This window comes from Variovorax sp. V35 (assembly GCF_041154465.1).
GTDB classification, from domain to species: Bacteria; Pseudomonadota; Gammaproteobacteria; order Burkholderiales; family Burkholderiaceae_C; genus Variovorax; species Variovorax boronicumulans.
Genome location: NZ_AP028666.1, coordinates 3,380,032 through 3,403,778 on the forward strand (window position 1 = coordinate 3,380,032; position 23,747 = coordinate 3,403,778).

Here is a 23,747-nt window from a genome sequence, read left to right on the forward strand (position 1 = left end):
CGTTTTTCATGCCCGCATCTTTGCCACGAGGTCCGCGACGTGCTCGCCCAGCGCGAGCGATGCCGTCAGCCCCGGCGATTCGATGCCGAACAGGTTGACCAGCCCCGCGATGCCGTGTGCCTGCGGCGTCTGGATCACGAAATCCGTCGCCGTGTTGTGCATCGACGAACCCGGGCCCGCCAATCGCGGGCGGATGCCGGTATAGCCCGGCTGCAACTCACCGTCCTCCAAGGCGGGGTAATAGCGGCGCACCGACTGGTAGAAGGCCGCTTCGCGCGAGGCGTCGAAGCTGTAGTCGATGCCGTCGCGCCAGCTCAGGTCCGGCCCGAACTTGCATTGCCCACCGAGGTCGAGCGTCACGTGGGCGCGCAAGGCGCCTTCACGCCCGGTCGGGTACACGAGATGGCGGAAGGGCGATTTGCGCGCCAGCGAGAAGTAGTGGCCGATCGCGTAGTACAGCGGTGGCACCAGGCCGGCCGGCATGCCGTCGATCCGCGATGCCACCTGCTGCGCACCCAACCCCGCCGCGTTCACCACCGTGTTGCACAGCACGCTCGTTGCTTCCGCGCCGCCCACCTCGACCACCAGGCCGTCTGGCGTGGGCCGCGCGGCCAGCACACGGCTCTGCAAAGCAAGCGAGGCACCCGCACGTTCCGCGTCGCCCAGGTACGACAGCATCAGCGCGTGGCTGTCGACGATGCCCGTCGAGGGCGAGTGCAGGGCGCTGACGCAGGCCACCTCGGGCTCCATGTCGCGTGCCTCGGCGGCGTCGAGGATGCGCAGGTCGGTCACGCCGTGGGCCGCGCCGAGCGCGACGTATTTGTCGAGCTCGGGCAGCTCCGAGTCCTGCACCGCCACGATCAGCTTGCCGATGCGCTGGTGGCCGATGCCGCGTTCGGCGCAGTAGGCGTACAGCGCGGCCTTGCCCGCCACGCACAGCCGGCCCTTGAGCGAGCCGGGCGCATACGAGATGCCCGCATGGATCACCTCCGAATTGCGCGCGCTGGTATGCGTGCCGATGGCGTGCTCGGCCTCGAGGATCACCACCTCGCGCCCGGCCATGGCGAGCGATCGCGAGATGGACAGACCCACCACGCCGGCGCCGATCACGACGCAGTCGATCCGGTCCATGCGGCTCAGTCCAGCTTGATGTCGGCTTCGCGGATCAGCGCGCCCCACTTGGCGTGCTCGGCGCGGATGTAGGCGTCGAACTGCTGCGGCGTGCCGCTGGCGGGCACGCTGCCTTCCTGCGCGAGCTTGTCCTGCACGTCCTTGCGTGCCACCGTCTTTACGACCGCAGCGTTGATGCGGTTGACCACGTCGGCGGGCAGCCCTGCCGGTCCGACGAGGCCGACCCAGGTCGTGGCCTCGAAGCCCGCGAAACCCTGTTCGGCCACGGTGGGCACGTTCGGCAGCGCGGGCAGGCGCTTGGCCGAGGTGACGGCCAGCGCGCGGGCGCGGCCGTTCGACAGCTGCGACATCACCGACACGCTGCTGCCGAAGTACAGCGCGATCTGCCCGCTGATCAGGTCGTTCATGGCCGGGCCTGCGCCCTTGTAGGGCACCTGCATGACCTTGATGCCCGCGCGGCGCGCCAGCATTTCGCCGGCCAGGTGCCCCACGGTGCCGTTGCCGGCCTGCGCGATGCTGAACTCGCCCGGCTTCGCCTTCGCGGCTTTGATGAAGTCGGCCAGCGTGCGCAGCGGCGAGTCCGCGCGCACGGCGAGCACGACGGGTTGCGAGGCCACTTCGGCGATGGGCGAAAAGTCTTTCAGCGCCTCGAAGGGCATCTTCGAATAGAGCCAGGGGTTGATCGTGAGGTTCGACGTTTGCCCCATGCCGATCGTGTAGCCGTCGGGCGTGGCCTTGGCCACGGCGTCGAGGCCGATGTTGCCGGCCGCGCCGGGCTTGTTGTCGACGACGACGGTCCAGCGCTCGAGCGAGGTGAGGCGTTCGGCAATCAGGCGCGAGGTCGCGTCGGTGCCGCCGCCGGGCGTGAAGGGCACCACCAGCTTCACGGGGCGTTGCGGCCAATCGCCTTGCGCGTAGGCCATGCCCGCCGTTTGAGCGATGGATGCGAAGGCGGTGGTCTGCAGAAAGTCTCTTCGGTTCATGTCTTGTCTCTTGGGGGGTCTTGTGATCTCGTGGCTGCCGTTCAGACCGGCAGGCCCTTGGCGCGCAGCACGGCGTCGAAGCGCTCGGGGTCGGCGGTGCCGGTGCGGTTGGTCTCGCGGATCTTTGCTTCGCGCGCCAGGTGGGCCAGCGTCTTCTCGAGCACGTCGGCCGCTTCGGCGGCCGGCACCGCGATGACGCCGTCGGCGTCGCCCACCACGAGGTCGCCCGGCATCACGACCAGGCCCGCGCACGAGACGGGCACGTTCACCTCACCGGGGCCGTCCTTGCTCGGCCCGCGGTGCGTGTGGCCTCGCGCGAAGATCGGCATGCCGTCTTCGGCCCATTCGCACAGGTCGCGCACCGCGCCGTCGATGACGAGGCCCGCCAGCTGGCGCGCGATGCAGGTGGCGCGCATCAGGCCGCCGACCAGCGCCTGCGTGACGTCGCCGCCGCCGTCGATAACGAGCACGTCGCCCGGCGCGACCATCATCAGCGCCTTGTGGATCATCAAGTTGTCGCCGGGCCGCACGCGCACGGTGACGGCGGGGCCGCACAGCACGGTGTCGAGCCGCGCGTGGTACTGGCGCAGCCCGACGGTGCCGACATTGCGGCTCATCGCATCGCCGATGGCGGCCACGGGCAGCGTGCGGAAAGCGTCGACGAGGGCGGCGTCTGGGCCGGACGCGCGCGGGTTGATGCGGTAGCCGGGCGGCCAGGAGAGCGGGGCGGTCATGCGGTGATTCCGTGCAGAAGGGGGGAAGACAGGACCTGCGGGTTCACGCAAGCCGAAGGATCGACCGGACAGCCTTGCAGCCAGCCCAGCACGTTGCGTGCGGCGCCGCTGGCCATGCCCGCGAGCGCCGCGGGCGTGGAGCCGCCGACATGCGGCGTGAGCACCACGTTGGGCAGGGCGGCCAGCGGGCTGCCGGCGGGCAGGGGTTCGTCGGCCATGGTGTCGAGGCCGGCCGCGTACAGCTGGCCGCATTGCAGCGCCGCGATGAGCGCGGGCTCGTCGATCACCTCGCCGCGCGCCGTGTTGACGACGATCGCGCCGCGCGGCAGCGCCGCAAGCTGCGCGGCGCCGAGCATCTGGCGCGTGTGGCGGTTGAGCGGCACGTGCAGGCTGAGCACATCGCTCAGCGGCAGCAGCGCATCGAACGAAGGCAGCAGGCGCACGCCGGCCACTGGGCTCGGGCCTTCGCCGAGGGCCGGGTCGAACGCGGCCACCTGCATGCCGAGCGCGAGGCCGACCCGGGCCACGCGCTGGCCGATCTGGCCGAAGCCGACCAGGCCCAGCGTCTTGCCGTGCAGCTCCACGCCGTCTTGTGCGCGCGACCAGCGGCCATCGTGCAGCTCGCGGTCCATCCAGCCGATGCGGCGTGCGGCGGCGAGCATCAGGCCGAGCGTCATCTCTGCGACCGACTGCGCGTTGGCGCCGGGCGTGACGTAGACCGGAATGCCGCGCGCGGTGGCCGCCTCGACGTCGATGTTGCTCACGCCCACGCCATGCTTTGAAATCACTTTCAGCGTCGGACACGCGGCGATGGCGCGGGCCGAGAGTTGCACGGTGCGCGAGATGACGGCGTCGATGGGCTCGCTCGCCATCACGCGCTCGACTTCTTCAACGCTGTCTGCATTCGCAAGGTAGATGACGCGGGCGCCGGCTTCGGCGAGAAGGTCAACGCCGGCCTTGGCAAGCCGTGGCGCAGTGACCAGGACAGTGGGGTTCATGGAGAGAGAGGGGCGTTCGAGGGTCGGTATGAGCTGGATTGTGGAAATCGCCATTCATTCCGTCCAATCGATAATGTTCATTCAACGATTCCTCGGAGCTATGAATGGACATCCAGTTGCGCGACCTGAAATATTTCGAGGTGGTCGCCGACACCGGCCACCTGGGCCAGGCCGCCGACAAGCTCGGGCGCACGCAGCCCGCGCTGACCAAGGCGGTGCAGCGGCTCGAGGAGGCCTTCGGCAGCGCGCTGTTCGAGCGCAAGGGTCGGGGCATCCAGCTCACGGCGGTGGGCGAGGTGCTGCTCGCGCGCGCCCGGCTGCTGCGCGGCGCCACGGAAGAGGCGCTGCGCGAGGTGAGCGATTTCGCCAAGGGCAACGCGGGCCACGTGCGCATCGGCAGCGGGCCCATCGCGGCGGACCACGTGCTGCCCGAGGTGTGCAACCTGCTGCTGGCCGAGGCCGGCGACACGCGCATCGACATCACCGTCGCGCCCAGCATGGCGCTGCGCGAGCGGCTGCGCGAAGGCGCCATCGACCTCTTGATCGGCCTCATGCCCGAGCACGATCCGGCCTTCGTCACGCATTCCATCGTCGAGGATGTGGTGGTGGTCGCCGCCAGTCCGCAGCACCCCGTGTTCGAGCTGTCGAAGATCACGATGAAGTCGCTCCTGCAATGGCGCTGGGTGCTGCCCGCCGACCCCATTCCCAGCCGCCAGTGGCTCGACGCGGCCTTCCAGTCGCGCGGGCTGCCGCTGCCCGCAGTGCAGGTCAACGCGAACTCGATCCCGCTGCTGCCGCGCCTGATCTCGCGTACCGACCTGCTGAGCTTCCTGTCGCGCCACACGCTTGGCGCGGCCGGGCGCGAAGGCACGCTGCGCGAAGTGCCGCTCAAGGAGACCACGCTGCGCCGCCACCTGGGCGTCACGTACCGCAAGGAGGGCTACCTGTCGCCGGCGGCGCGGCGCCTCGTGACCTTGCTGCGTAGCGAAGGGGCGCAGCTTTTTTCGTCGGCGCTGTCGCAGCGTGTGCTGTGACCGGTGCGGTGCGACGACTGAGGGGCTGAAGGAGTCGGCTCGCGCGTCAGCTCACTCGCGCGTCAGCACGAAGCGCTTCTGAATCCCGCCCGCAGCAGAAGGCGCCACCCACAGATCGATCTCACCCGGCTCGACCACAGGCTTCATGTCCCGCCCCAGAAACTGCAGGTCGTCATTGCCGACAGCGAACTCGACCACCTCCGAAGCACCCGGCGCAATCCGCACCTTGCGGAAATTCTTCAGCTCGCGCACCGGCCGCGTCACGCTCGCGGCGCGCTGCGCCAGATACAGCTGCACCACTTCTTCCGCCTCGCGTGTCCCCGTGTTGGTGACGGTCGCGCGCACGCGCAGGGTATTGCCAATGGCGAGGCGGTCCGTGCTCAGCTCGACCTGGTCGTAGCGCACCGGCGCATAGCCGATGCCGAAACCGAAGGGGTACAGCGCCTCGTTCGTCGCGTCCAGGTAGCGGGTCTTGAAGGCCGTGCCCGGTGCGCTTTCGGGCGAGGGGCGGCCGGTGCGCTTGTGGGCGTAGTAGTAGGGCACCTGGCCGGCGGTCTGCGGAAAGCTCACAGGCAGGCGGCCCGAGGGGTTGGCGTCGCCGAACACCACGTCGGCGATCGCGTGGCCGGTCTGCACGCCGAGGAACCAGGTCACGAGGATGGCGCGCGCATCGCGCACGGCCCCCTTGAGCGCCATCGCGCGGCCGTTGCTCAGCAGCACGACCACCGGCTTGCCGGTGGCGGCCACGGCCTCGGCCAGGTCCTGCTGGGCCTGCGGCAAGCCGATGTCGCTGCGCGAGCGCGACTCGCCCGACATCTTCTGGCTCTCGCCGATGGCCAGCACCACCACATCGGCCTCGCGCGCGGCGGCCACGGCGGCTTCGATGCCGCCGGGCAGCGGCGATTCGACGTTCGCACCGCGCGTGACGGTCAGCCGCGAGGCCTCGGTGCCCAGCGCAGCATGCAGGCCCTCGTCGATGCCCACGGGCGCGGACTGGCCCGGGAACAGGCTCCAGGAGCCCATCAGGTCCTTCGTGCCTTCGGCGAAGGGGCCGATCAGCGCGATCTTCTGCGGGCCGGTTTTCGCGAGCGGCAGCAACTGGCCCTCGTTCTTCAGCATCACGATGGAGCGGCGCGCGCTCTCGCGGGCCAGCGCGATGAACTCGGGGTTCTCCACGCGCTGTGCGGCCGGCGGGCCGTCGAGGCCGCGCATCGGGTCGTCGAAGAGGCCGAGCTTGAGCTTGACCCGCAGCACGCGCCGCACGGCCTCGTCGAGCCGCGCCATCGGCACCTCGCCCGAGGCCACGAGGTCGGGCAGGTGGCGGATGTACAGGCCGCTTTGCATGCTCACGTCGGTGCCCGCCATGAAGGCCAGCTTGGCGGCCTCGCGGCCGTTGGCGGCATGGCCGTGCTCGATGAGCTCTTCGTCGGCCGTGTAGTCCGACACCACGAAGCCCTTGAACTTCCACTCGTCGCGCAGCACGCCGGTGAGCAGCGCGGGGTTGGCGGTCGAGGGCACGCCGCCGATCTCGTTGAAGGCGCTCATGACCGACAGCGCGCCCGCATCGAGGGCTGCGCGAAACGGCGGCAGGTAGACCTCGCGCAGCGTGCGCTCGGAGATTTCGCTCGTGTTGTAGTCGAGCCCGCCCTCGGCCGCGCCGTAGGCCGCGAAGTGCTTGGGCGTGGCCAGCATCGAGTCGGCGTTCGCGAGGCTGCTGCCCTGGAAGCCGCGCACGCGCGCCGCCGCGAACTGGCGTGCGAGGTACGGGTCTTCGCCCACGCCTTCGAGGCCGCGGCCCCAGCGCGCATCGCGCGCGATGTCGACCATGGGCGCGAAGGTCCAGCGAAAGCCGTCGGCCGTGGCCTCGACCGCCGCCGCGCGCGCGGTGCGCTCGGCCAGCGCGGGCTCCCAACTCGAGGCCTCGGCCAGCGGCATCGGGAAGATGGTGCGAAAGCCGTGGATCACGTCGGCGCCGAAGATCAGCGGAATGCCCAGCCGCGACTCGCGCACCGCCACCTGCTGCAGCCGCCGCTTGCCCTCGAGGCCGGCGTTGTTGAACAGGCCCGTGAGCCGCCCATTGCGTACGTCCTCGGTCTCCTGCTGCCCGTTGCGCCAGCCGGCCTGCGGGTTGTTCGGGATGTTGATGTCGGCCGGGCCGTAGAGGCTGAGCTGGCCGGCCTTTTCCTGCAGCGTCATGCGCGCGATCAGCGATTCGATGCGGGCTTCGGCGGCGTCGGAGGGCTTCAGGTCTTTGGGAATGGACGCCGCGATGGCGGGGAGGGAGAGGGCGGACAGGACGAGGGCGAGAACGGCGGCTTTTCGAACATGCATGGCCGCCTATTCTGCAGACAACGCCCGCCCGCCCCGGCCAGCGGGTTTCCGCCCTGGGCGTAGGGCCTTGTCCGACCTTGGTCTCTTCAGGCCCTGCCGGTCAGTCCGCACCCAGCCGCAACCGGCTGGGCAGTCGCTTCTCGATCGCGAACTTCAGCAGCGCCGCGCAGCGGAAGACGCCGTGTGCGAACTTGCCGTAGGGCAGCGTGAGAAAGAGCGCCATCACCACGCCCAGGTGCACCGCCAGCAGCAGCGCCATGAAGCGGGTGTCGCGCCAGGCCAGCAGGGCCAGGCCCGTGAGGCTCGTGAGCAACAGCAACGCGATGAAGCCGCGGTCCATCGGCCGCTGCGCCACGTCGCCGTGCGCGGCATGGCGCCGCAGGTTGAGCCACAGCAGGCCGACAGGGCCGATCACGAGGCCGATGCCGCCCGTGGTGCCCAGCAGCACGGGCAGGCTCGTGAGCGCATAGGGCGCGTGCAGGTCGAACAGGTAGTGGTACAGCGTCGCCACGCAGGTGGAGGCGAAGCACAGCATGAAGCCGTAGAAGGTGAAGTGATGGAAGCGCCGGCGCCAGAGCGTGAAGCGGTCGTCGGCGTTGTTGCAGCCTTCGCCATGGCCGCCATCGAGGTAGGTCAGGCGCAGCGCGTCGTGGGCGGCTTCGGCGCTGGCTGCGCGGCGCACGCCCGGCAGGTCGGGCGCGTTGCCCGGGTCGTTCGCGGGCGAGACCTCGCGCCAGAAGCGGCGCGTGCCCATGGCCAGCGCGAACATCACGAACAGGAACACCGCGCCGAACACCAGCGCGAGGAAATTGTGCGGAAAGATCGCGTAGAAGTTGCCCGCGAGCGGCGCGTGCACGAGCGAACCCGACATCGCAACGGCCAACACGAGGAACAGCGCGAGCCCGCCCGCCAGTGCCAGCGCGACGGTGAGCCCGGCCCGTTTGTAGAGCGCACCCATCGCGGGCGGCCAGGCGTAGTCGTGGTAGGTCTGCAGGCGCACCTGCGCCATCGCCTGCGGCACGTTCACGGCGAACTCGTGCGGCGGCGCGTACTGGCAGGCATGCAGGCAGGCGCCGCAGTTGTGGCACAGGTTGGCGAGGTAGTGCGTGTCGGCCTTGCCGAACTCGAGCCGGCGCGTCATGGCGGGGAACACGGCGCAGAAGCCCTCGCAGTAGCGGCAGGCGTTGCAGATCTGCAGGATGCGCGCGACCTCGCCCTCGGAGACGGTGAGCGGAAGGGCGGGCTGGATCGGGATCACGCGCTGCGATGGCGACGGGGTGCTGCCGATGCCATCGGCATCCGCACGGGCGCGTGCGACGAGGTCAGTGAGCTGCTGCAAGGGCGGCCTCCGGGGAATTCTTCGAAATGTTCTTGGCGGCCTTCGCTGCCTGCGTGCCGGCGATGCGGCCGAAGGCCGTGCCGATGCTCATGCCGACGCCGGCCGTGTAGCCCTGGCCCAGCACGTTGCCCGCCATCATTTCGCCGGCCACGAAGAGGTTGGGGCTCGGGCGTCCACCGAAGCGCACGGCGGCGGTTTCGTCCACCTTGAGGCCCAGGTAGGTGAAGGTGATGCCGGGGCGCACGGGGTAGGCGTAGAAGGGCGCGGTGTCGATCGGGCGCGCCCAGTGCGTCTTGGCGGGCGCGAGGCCTTCGGTGTGGCAGTCGTCCAGCGCCGCGTGATCGAAGCGGCCGACGCGGCAGGCGGCGTTGTAGTCCTGCACGGTGCGTACGAAGGTGGCTTCGTCCAGCCCGATCTTCTGTGCCAGCTCGCCGAGCGAGCCGGCCTGCGTGCCGGGAAACACCGGCGGCATGAAGCGCCCGACCGCTTGCTGGTCGATGACCGACCACGCGATCTGCCCCGGCTGCTGCGCCACGAGGCGGCCCCAGATCGCATAGCGCTTGGGCCAGAAGTCCTCGCCCTCGTCGTAGAAGCGCCGCGCCTCGCGGTTGACCACCACGCCGAGCGACACGCAATCGATGCGCGTGCAGATGCCGCCGTCGTACAGCGGGGCGCGCGCATCGATGGCCACCATGTGGCCCTGCGACGGATCGCCGATGCTGTCGGCGCCCGCGTCGATCATGTGCCTGAGCAGCACGCCCTGGTTGAAGCGCGTGCCGCGGATGAGGAAGTTGTCGGCCGGCCACTCGCCGCGTTCGTTTTGCCCCCAGGCTTCGCGCAGCCATTCGCGGTTCGATTCGAAGCCGCCCGAGGCGAGCACGCAGCTCCTGGCTTCGATGCGCTCGCCGGCCTCGGTGCGCACGGCCACGAAGCGCTCGCCGTCGCGTTCGACCGAGGCCACGGGCGTGTCGTAGCGGATCTGCACGCCGAGCCTTTCGGCGCTGCGGTAGTAGGCGTTGACGAGCGCCTTGCCGCCACCCATGAAGAAGGCGTTGGTGCGCGCCACGTGCAGCGCACCCGACAGCGGCGGCTGGAAGCGCACGTCGTGGCGGCGCATCCAGTCGCGGCAGTTCGACGAGGCGCGGATCACGAGGCGCGCGAGGCGCTCGTCGGTGAGGCCGCCGGTCACCTTCAGCAGGTCTTGCCAGTACTCCTCTTCAGGGTAGGCATCGACCAGCACGTCCTGCGGCGCGTCGTGCATGCAGCGCAGGTTGCGGGTGTGCTGCGAATTGCCGCCGCGCCATTCTTTGGGCGAGGCCTCCAGCAGCAGCACCGAAGCGCCGGCCTCGCGCGCCATCAGCGCGGCGCACAGCGCGGCATTGCCGCCACCGACAACCAGTACGTCTATCACTCGTGGGTCTCCTTGGAATGCCGGAGACTTTAGGGAGCATGGCCTTCACGCGAAAGGCCGAAAGAGGCAACAGGTGTTCAGCTTTCGAGAAGACTTGCGCCGGCCCAGCGGCCTTCACTGACCAGCGTGCGCGCCGTTTCGGCGACCACCACGCGCGCGGCCAGCGCGGCGGGCGAAAGCTCGTCGTCCGACAGGCTCACGAGCAGGTTGCGGCGCCCGACATGCGCGTCGGCAATCTGCGTGAGTTCGAGGTCGTCGCGGTCGTGCCGCGCCGTGGCGGCGCCGGGCTGGATGGTGGCGCCGTGGCCGGCGCGCACCGCGTCCATCAGCAGCGCCAGGCCGTCGACCTCGGCCACGATGCGCGGCGCCACGCGCGCCCGCGCAAAGGCGGCCATCAGCGTGGCGCGCAGGCCGTGGCTGCCGCTGGGCAGGATCAGCGGCACCTCGGCCAGCTGCGACAGGCGCACCTTCTTGCCCGTGGGGCGCGGCGTGAGGGTGGGCGAGGCAATCACGAAGAGCTTTTCGGCCAGCAGCGGCGACACGCTCCAGCGCCGCGGCGTGTCGGTCTGGAACAGCACGGCCAGGTCGAGCTGGCGCGCATGCAGCATCGTCGTGAGGTGACCCGACAGCGCCTCGACCATGTGCAGCCGCACCTCGGGGTAGCGCGCCTGCATGGCCTGCATCAGCGGCACGCCCAGCACGGTGGCGGTGGTGGGCGCCAGGCCCACGCTCACATGGCCCGACAGCCGCGCCTGCTGCGCGGCGCGCACCGCGTCGTCGGCGTGGCGCAGGGTGAGCTGCGCCTGGTGCAGGAAGGCCAGGCCGGCGTCGGTGGGCATGACGCCGGTCGAATGGCGGCGCAGCAGGCGGGTCGAGAGTTCGCTTTCGAGCCGGCTGATCTGCTGGCTCAGCGCCGAGGTGACCACCCCCAGCTCCACGGCCGCGCGGCCCATGCTGCGCAGCTCGCAGACCTTGACGAAGTAGCGCAGTTGTCTCAGTTCCATCCGCGCATCATGGCGCAGGCACGGCGGCGGGCTGGCCGCGCCGCAGCAACAGCCATCCGAACAGTGGGGCGGTGATGTACATCACGACCGAGTAGATGGCCGCCGGCAGCGCGAGCGGAAAGCTCCCCAGCACGCTCACTGCGATGAAGATGGCGAGCGTGGAGTTGTGGATGCCGATCTCGTAGCTGATGGCGGTGGCCAGCGGCTTGTCCAGGCCGGCCGCGCGGCTCAGGTAGTAGCCGGCCAGCAGGCTCACGAGGTTGAACAGCAGCACCGGCACGCCGATCTCGGCGAAGGTGGTGGTGATGTTCTTCCACTCGTTGGCGATGGCCAGCACCGTGACCACCGCGAGCACCACGGCGCTGAAGATCTTGGTCGGCTTTTCCATGCGCGCCGCGAAGCCGGGCTTTCGCGACGCGACCACCATGCCGATGGCCACCGGCACCAGCACGATGGCGATCACCTCGACCAGCTTGCGCGTCTGCAGCGGCACCACCTGGCCGCTTTGCGCGAAATGGCCGATGGCCCAGTTGGCGATGAGCGGCAGCGTGACGATCGACAGCAGGGTGTTCACGGCCGTGAGCGAGATGTTCATCGCCACGTTGCCACCGAACAGGTGCGAGAACAGGTTGGCCGAGATGCCGCCCGGCGAGGCCGCCAGCAGCATGAGCCCAATGGCGAACACCGGCGACAGGCCGAAGCCCACGATGATCGCGTAGCAGGCCAGCGGCAGGCCGATGACCTGCAGCACGAGCGCGATGGTCACGGCCTTCGGGTGCTTGAACAGGCGCCGGAAATCCTCGAGCGAGAGCGACAGCCCCAGCCCGAACATCACGAGCGCGAGCGCGCCGAACAGGAACCGGGTCACGATGAGCGTGGTGTCCATGCGGTGGTGTCTCCTCTTTGCTTCTTCTGCTTAAAAAAATGGCTGCCGGCACCCGTCGCGCGGGCGCTGGCAGCCGTGGAAACCGGGATCGACGTCTGTCTTATTGTTTGTAGCTGTCGTCGATGCGGTCGAGTTTGCGGATCAGCGAAGGCCAGACGAACATGCCGCCCAGGCCGCCGCTTTGCACCTTCATGGCCTGGCCCACGCCGTCGATGATCCTCGGGTCCACGTGCGTGAGTTCACCGCCGCCGGCCTGCGCGGCGATCTGGATCTGGCAGGTGTTCTCGAAGGTGTACATCGAAAGGAAGGCGTCGGCAATGGTCTTGCCGCAGGTCAGCAGGCCGTGGTTGCGCAGCATGAGGAAGTTGGCATGGCCCATGTCGGCCTGCAAGCGCGGCTTCTCGTCGTCTCGGAAGGCCACGCCTTCGTAGTCGTGGTAGGCCAGCGAGGCCAGCACGAAGGTCGACTGCTGGCTGATGGGCAGCACGCCGTTCTTCTGTGCGCTCACGGCGATGCCGGCCCGGGTGTGGGTGTGCAGCACGCACTGGATGTCTTCGCGCGCGGCATGCACGGCGCTGTGGATCACGAAGCCGGCCGGGTTCACGGGGTAGGGCGAGTCGATGATCTTGTTGCACTGCTGGTCGACCTTGACCAGGCTCGAGGCCGTGATCTCGTCGAACATCAGGCCGTAGGGGTTGATCAGGAAGTGGTGCTCGGGGCCGGGCACGCGCGCGCTGATGTGCGTGAAGACGAGGTCGCTCCAGCCGTACAGCGCCACCAGGCGGTAGCAGGCGGCGAGGTCGACGCGCAGCTGCCATTCTTCGGCGGAGACGAGCTTCTGGATTTCGGAGGCGGAGGTGGCGTTCATGGGGGTGTCCTTTGTCTTGATCAAGCGGTGGTCGGCTCTTGCAGCACCGTCTTGTAGACGCTCTGCTTGGGCTGCGCCATCAGGCGGCGCAGCATGGGCTCGAACTCGCTGATGGGCAGGGTCTCGGCCTTGGGGTCGAAGGCCGGGTTGTCGTAGAGCGCGCAGAACTCGGCGGTGCGCTCGTAGTGCGGGTGGTCCTTGAAGCTGTCGCGCATGTCGCGGTCCAGCCCGATGTGATGGAAGAAGTAGTGGCCCTGGAAGATGCCGTGGTTCTGCACCATCCAGTGGTTGGCCTCGCTCACGAAGGGCTTGAGGATGGCCGCGGCGATGTCGGGATGGTTGAAGCTGCCCAGCGTGTCGCCGATGTCGTGCAGCAGCGCGCACACCACGTACTCCTCGTCGCGGCCGTCGCGCAGCGCGCGCGTGGCGGTCTGCAGCGAGTGCGTGTAGCGGTCGACCGGAAAGCCGCCGTAGTCGCCTTCGAGGATCTGCAGGTGCTTGATCACGCGCGCGGGCAGGCCGCCCGCGAACTGCATGAACTCGCCGCCGATCAGTTGCCAGTCTTCGCGCGTGCTGTCCTGCATGCGCTTGAAACTTGCCCGTGCGTTCATCGTGTGGGGTCTCCGTTCTTGGGGGATGGCGGCCACTGTAGACCTGCGCTTGACCTTCAACTGTCAAGAATTTGACAATGCGAGGTTCTGGTAAACCCGCCTCAGGCGCCTTTTTTCCCTCCATGGCCACCTCGACCAAGCCGCGCCTGTCGGCCGCGCACCGCGCCGCGCTCGACGGCAACCCCTGGTTCACAAGCATGCCTCGCGCGCAACGCGACGCGCTGCTGGGCGCGGCCGAGCTGCTGCATGTGCGGCGCGGCACCATGGTGTTCCGCCAGGGCGACCCGATCCATGCGGCGGGTGGCGGCTTCTACGGGCTGGTGGCGGGCACGATCAAGATCTCGTCGCTGCGCCAGGACGGGCGCGAGGCCATCCTGGCCGTGCTGGAGCCGGGCAACTGGTTCGGCGAGATCACGCTCATCGACGGCTCGCCGCGCACGCACGACGCCACCGCGCTCGAAGCGCTCGACCTGCTGGTGGTGCCGCCCGAGGCCTTCGTGCGGCAGATGCGCGACGTGGTGTTTTCCAACGCCATCGCGGCCATGCTGGCCGCGCGCGTGCGCATGCTCTACGGCCTGGCGGAAGACGCCACCTTGCGGAGCCTGCGTGCGCGCGTGGCGCACCGGCTGCTGGTGCTGGCGCGCGGCGACGCCACGCAGTCGGTGCACCTGCGGCACGAGCTCATGCTGTCGCAGGAGGCGCTGGCCATGATGCTCGGCGTGACGCGCCAGACGCTGTCCAAGGAGCTCAATGCGCTGGCCACCGAGGGCGCGGTGTCGCTGGGCTACGGGCGCATCGTGCTGCTGTCGCTCGAGGCGCTGCAGGGGCTGGTGCGCACGGGCTGAGGGTCTTGTCACAGCGCGGGCAGGGCGCAGGCGTATAAGACTTTCCCGGCCCGTCATTCCGGCGGCCCGGTGTCTTATTTCTTCACTGGAAGGTGGCGAATCATGAGCAACAACAAACCGACGGTCGTCCTGGTCCATGGTTTCTGGGGTGGTGCGGCGCACTGGCACAACGTCATCGTGGAGCTGCTGCGCAAGGGTCACACGGCCATCCGCGCGGTCGAGCTGCCGCTGACTTCGCTGGCCGACGACGCCGAGCGCACGCGCAAGATGGTGGCGCAGGTGCAGGGGCCCGTGCTGCTGGTCGGCCACTCGTACGGCGGCGCGGTGATCACGCAGGCCGGCGACCTGCCCAACGTGGTGGGGCTGGTCTACATCGCCGCCTTCGCACCCGACGCGGGCGAAAGCCCCGGCGGCATCACGCAGGAGCATCCGCCCGTGGCCGTGCCCAACCTGGCACCCGACAGCGACGGCTACCTGTGGGTGATCCCCGAGAAATACCACGAGAGCTTCTGCCAGGACCTGAGCGCCGAAGAAGGCCTGGTGATGGGCCTCACGCAGAAGGCGCCGCTGGCCAGCACCTTCGGCGACACCATCACGGCGCCGGCCTGGAAGAAGAAGCCGTCGTGGTACCAGATCTCGAGCGAGGACCGCATGATCTCGCCGGTGAACCAGGAGCGCATGTCGGCGCGCCTGGGCGCGAAGAAGGTCATCACACTGGCGGCCAGCCACGCCTCGCTGGCCTCGCAGCCGCAGGCCGTGGCGGCGCTCATCGACGAAGCCGCGAGCGCTGCCTGAGGCCGGCTACGCGCAGCGCTCGGTGCGCTGCGCAGCCGTCGGGCGGGCCCGCCAGCCGAGGAACGCCACGGCGCAGGCCGCTGCAATCACGATCGCCACGGCCACGCCCATCACCGAGAAGAAGGCCTGGTCGAAGGCCGTGTGCGCGAGCGCCACGAGCTGCGAGGCGATGGGCGCGGGCAGCGTCTCGGCGGCCAGCAGCGCGGCATCGATGCTGTCGCTGGCCGAGGCCGGCACGGCCAGGCCGTCGGGAATCACCAGCGCGGCCGTGTAGCTCGCCGAGAGCACGCTGCCCAGCAGCGCGATGCCCAGCACGCCGCCGAGTTCGTATGACACCTCTTCGATCGACGCCGCCATGCCGGCGTGTTCCACGGGCGCGTTGTTCATGACCGCGTTGGACGCCGCCGTGATGGTCGCGCCCACGCCCAGCCCCAGCAGCACCAGGATGGCCGGCTTGAGCAGGCCCCCGGCATCGACCGCCAGTGCCAGCGCGCACAGCGCCAGCGCCGTGGTCACGAGGCCGCCCAGGATGACGGGGCGCGAGCCGATGCGTGCCAGCAGCAGGCCCGCGAGCGGCCCCGCCACGAAGGCGGCCAGCGGCAGCGGCAGCAGGGTGAGACCGGCTTGCAGCGGCGTGAGGCCGACCACGAGCTGCAGCCGCTGGCTGAACACCAGCTCGACACCGATCAGCGCCACCGAGGCCACGATGGCCGCGATCACGCCGCCCGAGAAGTAGGCGTTGCGGAACAGGCGGAAGTCGATCAGCGGTGCGCTGCTGCGCCGCTGGCGCCGAACGAACAGGGCCATGGCCACCGCGGCGAGTGCGCCGGTGATGGCGGCTGTCGTGACCGAGGGCGCGAACTTGGTGAGTTCCTTGATGGTCAGCACGAGGAAGACCAGCCCCGCCAGCACCTGCACCGAGCCGATGAAGTCCCACGGGCGCGTGCCGGTGTTCTGCTGCGTTGGCAGCAGCCACAGGGCCAGCACCAGCGCGAGCACCACCACGGGCACGTTGATGAGGAACACCGAACCCCACCAGAAGTACTCGAGCAGCACGCCGCCCACGACCGGCCCGAGCGCCGCGCCGCCCGAGGCCACCGAGGCCCACACGCCGATGGCCACGGCGCGCTCGCGCTCGTCGGTGAACACCAGCCGCAGGATCGCCAGCGTGGCCGGCATCATCATCGACGCGCCCACGCCCAAGAGGGCCCGCGCGGCGATGAGGACGGCCGGGTTCGGCGCGTAGGCCGCGCACAGCGAGGCCACGCCGAACACGGAAAGACCCGCGACGAACATGCGCCGGTAGCCCACGCGGTCGCCCAGCGCGCCCATGCCCAGCAGGAAGCCGGAGACGACCACGGTGTAGGCATTGAGGATCCAGAGCTTCTCGGTGGCCGAGGCGGCCAGATCGTGCGTGAGCGTGGGCAGCGCGGTGTAGAGCACGGTCATGTCGACCACGATCAGCAGCAGCGCCATCGAGACGATGCCGAGCGTGATCCATTTCTTGGCGGTGGGGTTCAAGCCGTTCATGGCGTGGCCCTCCGGGCGTGCGACTGTGCGGTGGCGCCGTCCAGTTCCTTGAGCATCGTCACCGAGACCGTCTCGCAGCCGCGGGCGTGGAAGAAGTCGTGCGCGCGGGTATTGCCGATGCCGCTTTCGAGAAAGAGACGCTGGATGCCGCGGCGCTGCAGCTCGGCGCAGACCCAGTCGAACAGCTGCCCGCCCAGGCCCATGCCCTGGAAGCGCGCGTCGACGACCAGGTCGTCGAGCGTCGCGAAGCTGCGCGCGGCGCGGCGGGTGTCGTCGATGGACACCAGCGCGAAGCCGGCCAGAGCGCCGTCGGCTTGCGCGACGGCCACGCGTGCGTGGGCGGTGGCCGGGTCCAGCGCGAGGGTCTCGCGCACTTGCGCCATGAAGACGGCGGGCAGGTCGGCGCGCCATTCGCCCAGGGCCACGGCGCGCTGCTCCTGCAACTCGGAGTGCGAGATGTAGGAAGGGGAAAGTTGCTGCAGGAACAGGGCGGTCAACGCCTGCGCCTGGGAAGGATCGCTGCACCAGCTCAGTTCGAACGCCGGTGTCGTCTTGTTGTTTGCATTCGTCATGGCGCCATGTTGCGCCATTAAAATGAATGAATAAAGATGAAATCCATCTGATAAATAGATGAGTGGGTGGCCGAAATGGAATGGACCGTCGACCAATTGCGCCAGTTCGTGACGACCGCCGAGTGCGGTTCGTTTTCGGCCGCGGCGCGCCACCTGGGCAAGGCCCAGTCGGCCGTGAGCACCGCCATCGGGCTGCTCGAAGTCGACCTCGGCGTGGCGCTGTTCGACCGCTCGCGCCGCAACGCGCAGCTGTCCGACGCGGGCCGGGTGCTGCTGCTCGAAGCACGCGAGCTGCTGCGGCAGGCCGAGCAGCTCGACCAGCGCGCCCGCTCGCTGCACGAAGGTGACGAGGCCGCGCTGTCGCTGGCGCTGGACGAAGCCCTGCCGTACACCGCCATCGGCACGCTGATGCGCGAGCTGTCGGTGAAGTTTCCGAGCCTCGAACTCACGCTCTTGAACGGCACTGCGACCGAGGTGGCCGACTACGTCGAGCAGGAGCGCGCCAGCGTGGCCTTTCACTTCGACCGCGGCCCGGTGCGCGCCAGCTTCGACCAGCGCCACATCGGCAGCGTGCGCCAGGGCGTGTTCGTGGCCAGCGACCACCCGCTGGCCGACGGCCGCACGGTGCGGCGCCAGGACCTGGCGCGGCAACGCCAGCTGCTGATGCACGCGGACGACGTGCACGAGGTGGCCTACAGCCCGCGCGTGTGGCGCTCCGACAGCTTTTACAGCACGGCCGAGATGGTGGCCGACAACCTGGGCTGGGCCGTGCTGCCCATCAACATCGCGCGCTACGAAGGCTTCAGCAAGGCGCTGAAGGAAGTGCCGTGCCCGTCGCTGGCCTTGCCTCGGCTGTCGGTGCGCATGCTGTGGCTGCAGGGACGCCCGCTCGGCGCGACGGCGCTGTATGTGCAGCAGCGCTTCACCGAGCTGCTGCGCGACAGCGCCGTGTGAGGCGTCGTCAGCGCAGGACGCGACCGTCGGCCGAGATGCTGATGAGATCGATGCTGCGCACGTTGTCGCGCAGGCCCGGGCGCAGGTTGATGCGAAAGCCGCCCACGTCGTAGTCGGTCATGGCCGTCATCGTGCGTTGCAGGGTCGCGGTGTTGAAGCCGCGGCCCGCGCGGCGCACGGCCTCACCCGCGGCCTTGGCGGCGATGAAGCCCTCGAGCCCTTCGTACGACGCGGTCTGGTCGGAGTTGTCGACCGCCGCGAGGTACTCCTTGACGATCGGAATGGCCGAGGGCCGCGGCGAGGGCACCACCTGCGAGATCACGATGCCGCCGATGTCCTTGCCCAGCTCGGCGTAGAGCGGGTCGATGCCGACGATCGAGAAGGCCATGAAGTTGCCCGTGTAGCCGCTCTTGCGCAGCTTGCGGATGGCGCTGGCCGTGGTGCCCGAGAGCGACACCAGCACGATGGCCTGGGGTGTCTGCTGCTGCACGTTCTTCAGCGCGGCGTCGAGCTTGTCGGCACCGGCGGGCACCAGCGCGCTGGCGACCAGCGGCGGCAGCTTGAGTTCGGTGACGGCCTGCTGCACGGCGGCCAGGCCGGCGCGGCCCATGGCATCGTCGTCGCCCACCAGCGCGATGCGCTGTTGCCCCACCGTGGCGCACTGGCGCACGATCTTGAGGGCCTCGTCGATCATGCCGGGGCGCACATGGAACACGTTCGGATGCTCGGGGCCGCGCAGCGTGTCGGACGCGGCAAAGGGCGCGAACAGCAGGCTGCCCTGCTGCGTGGCGACCTTGGCGCCGGCTTCGCTGCTGGCGGTGCCGACAAAGCCGAACAGCATGTCGGCCTTGTTCGCGCCCAGCAGGGTGCGGGCGTTGGTGGTGGCGCGCGCGGCGTCATAGCCGTCGTCCAGCTGCAGCAGCTTCAGCTGCAGGCCGGTGGCGGCGTTGCGCGTGTTGAAGTCGCTCACGGCGAGCCGGCTGCCGGCCGCGAAGGCGTTGCCGATCTCGTTGGCGCTGCCGGTGAGCGGCACCGATTGGCCGAGCAGGACGACGCGGGCCCCGGCGGCGGCCGGGCGTGGCGTCTGTGCCAGCAAGGGACGGGTGATGCCGAGGCCGCTTCCCAGAAGCAGCATTGCGGAGGCTTTTCCCAGCCATGTCCTGCGAGACGCGTTCATTGGCTACCTTTTGCTAACAATAGTAAAAAAGTGTAGCAATTTCGAGGCCAGGGCGGAAGGCGCGGGTGCTCCAGAATTGCCCTGATGAAAACAACTGTGTCCTGGGTTCTGGGAGGGATGTGCGCGGCGCTCGCCGGGTGCGTCGTGCCGCCCCCATCGAAGGTGGTGGAAAAGGCGCTGCCCGCGCCGGAGGTCTTCGTGCCCGTGGCTGCGCCGCAGCCGCCGCAACCGATGATCGAGCCGCCGCCCCTGCCGTCGCCATCGACGATCGAGCCGCCACCGCTGCCACTGGCGGGGCCGCCGATGGCATTGCCGTCGGGGCCGACCCTCATGGCGGCGCCGCGCGCCGATCCGCGCGTTGCGGCGGACGCTGTCGTGACGGAGCCGGTGATCCGTCAGCGCCGCTATCCCAGCTATCCGTCCGCGCTGGTGGAAGAGGGCGTCGAGGGCCTGGTGGTCACGGCCTTCTTCGTCGGCGTGGACGGCAAGCCCGAAGACATCCGCGTCGAACGCTCGCCGCACCCGCTGCTGTCGCAGGCGGCGACTGATTCGCTCAAGGGATGGCACTTCGACCCGGCGCGCACCGCGGACGGGCGTGCGGTGCGCGCCCGCATGCGGCTGCCGTTCCGCTTCAAGCTCGTCGAGTGAGCGGGGGGAGGTGACGCGCGCTCAGGCGCGCTTTTCGAACACCAGGTCCCACACGCCGTGGCCCAGCTTGAGGCCGCGGTTCTCGAACTTGGTGAGCGGGCGGTACGCCGGCTTGGGCGCGTAGCCGGTGTCCGGCGCGGTGTTGCGCAGCAGCGGCTCGGCGCCCAGCACTTCGAGCATCTGCTCGGCGTAGGGCTGCCAGTCGGTGGCGCAGTGGATGTAGCCGCCGGGGCGCAGGTGCTGCGCCAGCTTGGTCACGAACTCGGGCTGGATCAGGCGGCGCTTGTTGTGGCGCTTCTTGTGCCACGGGTCGGGAAAGAACACATGCACGCCGGCCAGCGTGCCGGGCTGCAGCATGTGGTCGATCACGTCGACCGCGTCGTGCGCGCAGATGCGGATGTTCGAGATCGACTGCTCGCCGATGCGCTTGAGCAGCGCGCCCACGCCGGGCTCGTGCACCTCGCAGCACAGGAAGTTGGTCTCGGGCAGCACCGTGGCGATGTGCGCTGTGGCCTCGCCCATGCCGAAGCCGATCTCCAGCACCGTCGGGCCCACGCGGCCGCCGAAGGCCGCCGCGAGGTCGAGCCGCTCGGGCGTGTAGGGCACGAGGAACAGCGGGCCCAGCTCGGCGAAGGCGCGGGCTTGGCCGTCGGTGGTGCGGCCGGCGCGCTTGACGAAGCTCTTGAGCCGGCGGTGCAGCGGGTGCGGCTTGCCGTCGGTGGCGTCGTCTTCGGGGGATGCGGGCAGGTCGTCGCCGGGCGGGAGGTCGTTGGACACGGTGTCGGGAATGTTCATGAGGGCCGCGAATTGTAGAGATCGCGCCATTCGGGCACCCAGCCGGCCAGGGCGGCGGTGCAGTGGGCGGCGGCCGCGGGGCGCAGCCCGAGCGCGCGCGCGGCGGCATCGAGCGCGGCCAGCGCGGCCTGCGGCGTGGCGGTGTCGATGGCCATGGCGCCGTTCTGCTTGGAGAGCTTGTCGCCGTCGGCGCCGCGCACCAGCGGCGTGTGCAGGTAGCTCGGCGTGGGCAGGCCGAGCGCCTGCTGCAGCAGGATCTGGCGCGCCGTGTTGTCGGCCAGGTCCTCGCCGCGCACCACGTCGGTCACGCCCTGTTCGGCGTCGTCGACCACCACGGCCAGTTGGTAGGCCCAGGGGCCGTCGGCGCGGCGCAGCACGAAGTCGCCGACCTCGCGTTGCACGTCCTGATGCTGCGGGCCGAGGCGGCGGTCGTGCCAGTGCAGGTCGCCGGTCGGCATGCGGTGCGCGGCAAAGCGCCAGGCGCGCGCGGGTTTGCCGTGCAGGCCGTCGCGGCAGGTGCCGGGGTAGACGCGCTCGCCGTGGCGTTCGTGCGCATGGCCGAGCCGGGCCAGGGCCAGGTCGATGTCCTTGCGCGAGCAGCCGCAGGGGTAGGTGAGGCCGCGCGCCTGCAGCGCGGCCAGCGCCGCCTCGTAGTGCGCGGTGCGCTGCGTCTGCCACTCGGGCGGTTCATCGGGAAGCAGCGCGCAGTCGGCGAGTTGCCGCAGGATGTGTTCGCCCATGCCGGGCAGGCAGCGCTCGGTGTCGGCGTCCTCGATGCGGACCAGCCAGCGCGCACTGTCGCCGCGCGCACGCACGTCGAGCCAGCTCGCGAGCGCGGCCACCAGCGAGCCGGCGTGCAGCGGGCCGGTGGGCGAGGGGGCGAAGCGGCCGGTGGCCCGCATCCTTTCTTAAAGAACTGCGAGGGCCAGCGAGAGGCCCGAAACGAAACCGTCTTCCACGCGATGGCCGATGCACCAGTCACCGGCGATGCCGATGCGCGCCTTGGCGTCCCACAGGTGGGTCTGGCCCACGGGCACCTGCGTCTGCGCTTCGGGCCAGCAGCGCGCCTTGGCGTGGCTGGGCGTGGCGTGGATGCCGGTGATCTCCGAGAAGGCGCGCAGCAGCTTGGCTTCGATGCGCGCGGGCGTGTCACGCAGGTGTTCTTCCGACCATTTGGCGCTGGCCTGCAGGGTCCAGCGCTCGACGCGCTCGCGGCCGGGCTTGGACGATTCGCGCGCCAGCCATGCCACGCGGTGGTGGGTGCTGCGCGCCACGTTCCATTGCGGGCCGAGGTGCGACATGTTGGCCTGGTTGGCCTGGGGGAAGGCGATCATCAGCGTCCAGCAGGGCGCGATGCGCACGGGTTCGATCTTGCGGCTCAGCGTGGCCGAGCGGTCGCCGCCGGCGAGCAGTTCGCGGGTGCGTGCGGGCGGCACGGCCAGCAGCACGGCGTCGAAGCCGGAGTACACATGCTGCGAATCGTCCGCGCCGGCGGTGCGCAGCTGCCAGCGGGTGGCGTCGAGCGCGTCGGGCTCGATGCGGGTGACCTGCGTGCCGGTGACGAGGTGTTCGCCCAGCGGCGCGGCCCAGTGGGCCACGAGCGCGTCCATGCCGGGCTGGGCGACCCAGTGCGGCTCCAGCGAGGGCAGCGCCGCCTCGGCCACACGGCCGTGGGCATCGAGCACGCGCACGAGGTTGGCACTCCAGGGGCGGCACAGCGCGGGCGTGGTGGCCAGCACCTGGGCAAAGCGCGGATCGCGCACGGTGAAGTACTGGGCGCCGCTATCGAAGCGGCCGAAGGCGGTGTCGATGCTCGCCATCCGCCCGCCCGGCGTGGCCTCGCGTTCGAACACCGTGACACGGTGCCCGGCCTGCATCAGCGTGCGGGCGCAGGCCACGCCGGCAATGCCGGCGCCGATCACGGCGAAATGGCGGGCGGCGGCGGGAGTTCGGTGGCGGTCGGCGGTGGCGCGGGCTTTGGCTTTGGGCATGGCGGACTCTTTTCTTTTGACAGGGTGATGACTGAGGAGGCCGTGCACACTCTACCTCGGTCTGCGCGCGTCCCCGGGCTGGGGGCGACCCTTATGACGCCGTCATCGCGTGGCGTTCAACGGCCCCGGTGCCGTTCAAGCAGCGCCTTGCGCGTGCCCTCGTGCTCGAACTGCGCGAGCCACCATGCGAGCGCGCGCCCCGGCTTGCCCGCGCTGCGCACGCGCCACGCGCAGTGCATGGTGCCCAGCGGCGGCTGGCGTTCGGTCTGCAGCTCGACGAGGTGGCCGGCCTCGATGTAGGGCCGCGCCATCGGCTCGGGCAGGAAGCCGCCGCCCAGGCCGTGCAGCTGCGCGGCGATCTTGGCCTGCATGCTGGGCACGGTGAGCACGTCCTGCCCGCCGACGAGGTTCACGGTCATGCTCGGCCCGCTGCGCACCGAGTCGGCCGCGGCCACCGCGCGGTGCTGGCGCAGCACCGCGTCGCTCAGCGGCTGCGGCAGGCGTGCGAGCGGATGGTGCGGCGCCACCGCGAACACGAAGCGCAGTTCGCCGATCGGCCGGCTGCGAATGCCGGTGGCGGTAAAGGCCAGGCTCGCGGCATCGAGCACCGCGCCGATCGCCAGATCGGCCTCGCCGCTGGTCAGCGCCTCGATGGTGCCGAGCAGCGTTTCGTCGCGCAGCTTCAGGCGCGTGGGCGGCTCGAGCGCGAAGAAGGCGGTGCACAGGTCGAGCAGCGGGTCGCGCGCGATCACGCTGTCGACCGCGATGGTCAGCATCGGCTCCCAGCCGGTGGCCACGCGCTTCACGCGGTTGGCCACGGCGTCGATCTCGCCGAGCAGGCGCGCGGCCTCGCGCAGCAGTTCGGCGCCGGCCTCGGTGATGCGGGCCTGGCGCGCGCTGCGGTCGAACAGCAGCACGTCGAGCGCGTCCTCGATCTGGCGCACGCGGTAGCTCAGCGCGCTGGGCACCAGGCCGAGCGCGCGCGCGGCGGCGGCGAAGCTGCCGGTGGTGGCCACCGTCTGCAGCATGGCCAGCGCGTCGGGGGTGAGGACGTCTCGGGCGCTCGTCATGGGGCGGGCTCCATCATTCAAATAATTTGAATGATGCCAT

Annotated in this window: 23 protein-coding genes; 5 read left to right on the forward strand and 18 right to left on the reverse strand. The window is 70.0% G+C overall.

Annotated elements, in window-relative coordinates; translation table 11 throughout:
* Positions 1-6: 6 nt before the first annotated feature.
* Genes ACAM42_RS15590 through ACAM42_RS15605 form a run of 4 tightly spaced genes read right to left on the reverse strand, consistent with a single transcriptional unit; the run spans position 7 to position 3,846 of the window.
* Positions 7-1,131, reverse strand: a complete 1,125-nt coding sequence (locus tag ACAM42_RS15590; protein WP_369632567.1) for an NAD(P)/FAD-dependent oxidoreductase — start codon at positions 1,129-1,131, stop codon at positions 7-9.
* 5 nt (positions 1,132-1,136) lie between these two features.
* Entirely contained in the window at positions 1,137-2,114 is a 978-nt protein-coding gene (locus tag ACAM42_RS15595) for a tripartite tricarboxylate transporter substrate binding protein (protein WP_159277209.1), read from the reverse strand.
* A gap of 41 nt (positions 2,115-2,155) precedes the next feature.
* Complete coding sequence (locus ACAM42_RS15600) at positions 2,156-2,848, reverse strand: RraA family protein (RefSeq protein WP_369632568.1); 693 nt, start codon at positions 2,846-2,848, stop codon at positions 2,156-2,158.
* The gene (locus tag ACAM42_RS15605) at positions 2,845-3,846 is read right to left on the reverse strand and encodes a hydroxyacid dehydrogenase (protein ID WP_354343396.1); all 1,002 of its coding nucleotides are present in this window, start codon (positions 3,844-3,846) and stop codon (positions 2,845-2,847) included. Before ACAM42_RS15605 ends, ACAM42_RS15600 begins: the two co-directional genes overlap by 4 nt.
* 104 nt (positions 3,847-3,950) lie before the next feature.
* Here ACAM42_RS15605 and ACAM42_RS15610 point away from each other — a divergent pair, with 104 nt between their 5' ends.
* Entirely contained in the window at positions 3,951-4,880 is a 930-nt protein-coding gene (locus tag ACAM42_RS15610; protein ID WP_369632569.1) for a LysR family transcriptional regulator, read from the forward strand.
* A gap of 51 nt (positions 4,881-4,931) precedes the next feature.
* Here the strand turns inward: ACAM42_RS15610 and ACAM42_RS15615 are convergent, their stop codons facing one another.
* The 7 genes from ACAM42_RS15615 to ACAM42_RS15645 form a co-directional block, all read right to left on the reverse strand.
* Positions 4,932-7,211: a glycoside hydrolase family 3 N-terminal domain-containing protein gene (locus ACAM42_RS15615; RefSeq protein WP_369632570.1), complete on the reverse strand. Its 2,280-nt coding sequence runs from the start codon at positions 7,209-7,211 to the stop codon at positions 4,932-4,934.
* Positions 7,212-7,311: 100 nt separating this feature from the next.
* Complete coding sequence (gene tcuB / locus ACAM42_RS15620) at positions 7,312-8,550, reverse strand: tricarballylate utilization 4Fe-4S protein TcuB (protein WP_369632571.1); 1,239 nt, start codon at positions 8,548-8,550, stop codon at positions 7,312-7,314.
* Positions 8,534-9,961, reverse strand: a complete 1,428-nt coding sequence (gene tcuA / locus ACAM42_RS15625; RefSeq protein ID WP_369632572.1) for an FAD-dependent tricarballylate dehydrogenase TcuA — start codon at positions 9,959-9,961, stop codon at positions 8,534-8,536. Before tcuA ends, tcuB begins: the two co-directional genes overlap by 17 nt.
* Before the next feature lie 77 nt (positions 9,962-10,038).
* Entirely contained in the window at positions 10,039-10,965 is a 927-nt protein-coding gene (locus ACAM42_RS15630; protein WP_369632573.1) for a LysR family transcriptional regulator, read from the reverse strand.
* A gap of 7 nt (positions 10,966-10,972) precedes the next feature.
* Positions 10,973-11,851, reverse strand: a complete 879-nt coding sequence (locus ACAM42_RS15635; protein ID WP_070060368.1) for a bile acid:sodium symporter family protein — start codon at positions 11,849-11,851, stop codon at positions 10,973-10,975.
* 100 nt (positions 11,852-11,951) lie between these two features.
* Positions 11,952-12,719: a class II aldolase/adducin family protein gene (locus ACAM42_RS15640; RefSeq protein ID WP_070060369.1), complete on the reverse strand. Its 768-nt coding sequence runs from the start codon at positions 12,717-12,719 to the stop codon at positions 11,952-11,954.
* A gap of 20 nt (positions 12,720-12,739) precedes the next feature.
* Positions 12,740-13,330: an HD domain-containing protein gene (locus ACAM42_RS15645; RefSeq protein WP_139706971.1), complete on the reverse strand. Its 591-nt coding sequence runs from the start codon at positions 13,328-13,330 to the stop codon at positions 12,740-12,742.
* 122 nt (positions 13,331-13,452) lie between these two features.
* On the opposite strand from ACAM42_RS15645, the gene ACAM42_RS15650 reads away from it, so the two are divergent.
* Positions 13,453-14,175 carry a Crp/Fnr family transcriptional regulator gene (locus ACAM42_RS15650; protein WP_369632574.1) on the forward strand — a complete coding sequence of 241 codons (723 nt, stop codon included), beginning with the start codon at positions 13,453-13,455 and terminating at the stop codon, positions 14,173-14,175.
* A gap of 102 nt (positions 14,176-14,277) precedes the next feature.
* The gene (locus ACAM42_RS15655) at positions 14,278-14,970 is read left to right on the forward strand and encodes an alpha/beta hydrolase (protein WP_062478359.1); all 693 of its coding nucleotides are present in this window, start codon (positions 14,278-14,280) and stop codon (positions 14,968-14,970) included.
* A gap of 6 nt (positions 14,971-14,976) precedes the next feature.
* Here ACAM42_RS15655 and ACAM42_RS15660 read toward each other — a convergent pair whose 3' ends face one another.
* Both ACAM42_RS15660 and ACAM42_RS15665 read right to left on the reverse strand, forming a co-directional pair.
* On the reverse strand, positions 14,977-16,500 hold the full coding sequence (locus tag ACAM42_RS15660) for an MFS transporter (RefSeq protein WP_369632575.1): 1,524 nt from the start codon (positions 16,498-16,500) through the stop codon (positions 14,977-14,979).
* Entirely contained in the window at positions 16,497-17,072 is a 576-nt protein-coding gene (locus ACAM42_RS15665) for a GNAT family N-acetyltransferase (protein WP_369632576.1), read from the reverse strand. Before ACAM42_RS15665 ends, ACAM42_RS15660 begins: the two co-directional genes overlap by 4 nt.
* Before the next feature lie 75 nt (positions 17,073-17,147).
* Here ACAM42_RS15665 and ACAM42_RS15670 point away from each other — a divergent pair, with 75 nt between their 5' ends.
* Positions 17,148-18,026: a LysR family transcriptional regulator gene (locus tag ACAM42_RS15670; RefSeq protein WP_070060373.1), complete on the forward strand. Its 879-nt coding sequence runs from the start codon at positions 17,148-17,150 to the stop codon at positions 18,024-18,026.
* 7 nt (positions 18,027-18,033) lie between these two features.
* Here the strand turns inward: ACAM42_RS15670 and ACAM42_RS15675 are convergent, their stop codons facing one another.
* Positions 18,034-19,161: an ABC transporter substrate-binding protein gene (locus tag ACAM42_RS15675; protein ID WP_369632577.1), complete on the reverse strand. Its 1,128-nt coding sequence runs from the start codon at positions 19,159-19,161 to the stop codon at positions 18,034-18,036.
* A gap of 186 nt (positions 19,162-19,347) precedes the next feature.
* On the opposite strand from ACAM42_RS15675, the gene ACAM42_RS15680 reads away from it, so the two are divergent.
* Positions 19,348-19,851: an energy transducer TonB gene (locus ACAM42_RS15680; protein WP_369632578.1), complete on the forward strand. Its 504-nt coding sequence runs from the start codon at positions 19,348-19,350 to the stop codon at positions 19,849-19,851.
* 21 nt (positions 19,852-19,872) lie between these two features.
* Here ACAM42_RS15680 and trmB read toward each other — a convergent pair whose 3' ends face one another.
* The 4 genes from trmB to ACAM42_RS15700 form a co-directional block, all read right to left on the reverse strand.
* Entirely contained in the window at positions 19,873-20,646 is a 774-nt protein-coding gene (gene trmB / locus ACAM42_RS15685; protein ID WP_369632579.1) for a tRNA (guanosine(46)-N7)-methyltransferase TrmB, read from the reverse strand.
* On the reverse strand, positions 20,643-21,548 hold the full coding sequence (gene gluQRS / locus ACAM42_RS15690) for a tRNA glutamyl-Q(34) synthetase GluQRS (RefSeq protein ID WP_369632580.1): 906 nt from the start codon (positions 21,546-21,548) through the stop codon (positions 20,643-20,645). The genes trmB and gluQRS overlap by 4 nt, the downstream gene beginning before the upstream one ends.
* 6 nt (positions 21,549-21,554) lie before the next feature.
* Positions 21,555-22,637 (reverse strand): NAD(P)/FAD-dependent oxidoreductase, encoded by a 1,083-nt coding sequence (locus ACAM42_RS15695; RefSeq protein ID WP_070060377.1) that lies wholly within the window; start codon positions 22,635-22,637, stop codon positions 21,555-21,557.
* A 116-nt stretch (positions 22,638-22,753) separates the two neighbouring features.
* Entirely contained in the window at positions 22,754-23,707 is a 954-nt protein-coding gene (locus tag ACAM42_RS15700) for a LysR family transcriptional regulator (protein ID WP_062481635.1), read from the reverse strand.
* Positions 23,708-23,747 lie beyond the last annotated feature (40 nt).

Bases quoted from the DNA above. Each gene is read 5' to 3' on its own strand.
- ACAM42_RS15590 (WP_369632567.1), bottom strand. From the start codon at position 1,131: ATGGACCGGATCGACTGCGTCGTGATCGGCGCCGGCGTGGTGGGTCTG.
- ACAM42_RS15595 (WP_159277209.1), bottom strand. From the start codon at position 2,114: ATGAACCGAAGAGACTTTCTGCAGACCACCGCCTTCGCATCCATCGCT.
- ACAM42_RS15600 (WP_369632568.1), bottom strand. From the start codon at position 2,848: ATGACCGCCCCGCTCTCCTGGCCGCCCGGCTACCGCATCAACCCGCGC.
- ACAM42_RS15605 (WP_354343396.1), bottom strand. From the start codon at position 3,846: ATGAACCCCACTGTCCTGGTCACTGCGCCACGGCTTGCCAAGGCCGGC.
- ACAM42_RS15610 (WP_369632569.1), top strand. From the start codon at position 3,951: ATGGACATCCAGTTGCGCGACCTGAAATATTTCGAGGTGGTCGCCGAC.
- ACAM42_RS15615 (WP_369632570.1), bottom strand. From the start codon at position 7,211: ATGCATGTTCGAAAAGCCGCCGTTCTCGCCCTCGTCCTGTCCGCCCTC.
- ACAM42_RS15630 (WP_369632573.1), bottom strand. From the start codon at position 10,965: ATGGAACTGAGACAACTGCGCTACTTCGTCAAGGTCTGCGAGCTGCGC.
- ACAM42_RS15635 (WP_070060368.1), bottom strand. From the start codon at position 11,851: ATGGACACCACGCTCATCGTGACCCGGTTCCTGTTCGGCGCGCTCGCG.
- ACAM42_RS15640 (WP_070060369.1), bottom strand. From the start codon at position 12,719: ATGAACGCCACCTCCGCCTCCGAAATCCAGAAGCTCGTCTCCGCCGAA.
- ACAM42_RS15645 (WP_139706971.1), bottom strand. From the start codon at position 13,330: ATGAACGCACGGGCAAGTTTCAAGCGCATGCAGGACAGCACGCGCGAA.
- ACAM42_RS15650 (WP_369632574.1), top strand. From the start codon at position 13,453: ATGGCCACCTCGACCAAGCCGCGCCTGTCGGCCGCGCACCGCGCCGCG.
- ACAM42_RS15655 (WP_062478359.1), top strand. From the start codon at position 14,278: ATGAGCAACAACAAACCGACGGTCGTCCTGGTCCATGGTTTCTGGGGT.
- ACAM42_RS15660 (WP_369632575.1), bottom strand. From the start codon at position 16,500: ATGAACGGCTTGAACCCCACCGCCAAGAAATGGATCACGCTCGGCATC.
- ACAM42_RS15665 (WP_369632576.1), bottom strand. From the start codon at position 17,072: ATGACGAATGCAAACAACAAGACGACACCGGCGTTCGAACTGAGCTGG.
- ACAM42_RS15670 (WP_070060373.1), top strand. From the start codon at position 17,148: ATGGAATGGACCGTCGACCAATTGCGCCAGTTCGTGACGACCGCCGAG.
- ACAM42_RS15675 (WP_369632577.1), bottom strand. From the start codon at position 19,161: ATGCTGCTTCTGGGAAGCGGCCTCGGCATCACCCGTCCCTTGCTGGCA.
- trmB (WP_369632579.1), bottom strand. From the start codon at position 20,646: ATGAACATTCCCGACACCGTGTCCAACGACCTCCCGCCCGGCGACGAC.
- gluQRS (WP_369632580.1), bottom strand. From the start codon at position 21,548: ATGCGGGCCACCGGCCGCTTCGCCCCCTCGCCCACCGGCCCGCTGCAC.
- ACAM42_RS15695 (WP_070060377.1), bottom strand. From the start codon at position 22,637: ATGCCCAAAGCCAAAGCCCGCGCCACCGCCGACCGCCACCGAACTCCC.
- ACAM42_RS15700 (WP_062481635.1), bottom strand. From the start codon at position 23,707: ATGACGAGCGCCCGAGACGTCCTCACCCCCGACGCGCTGGCCATGCTG.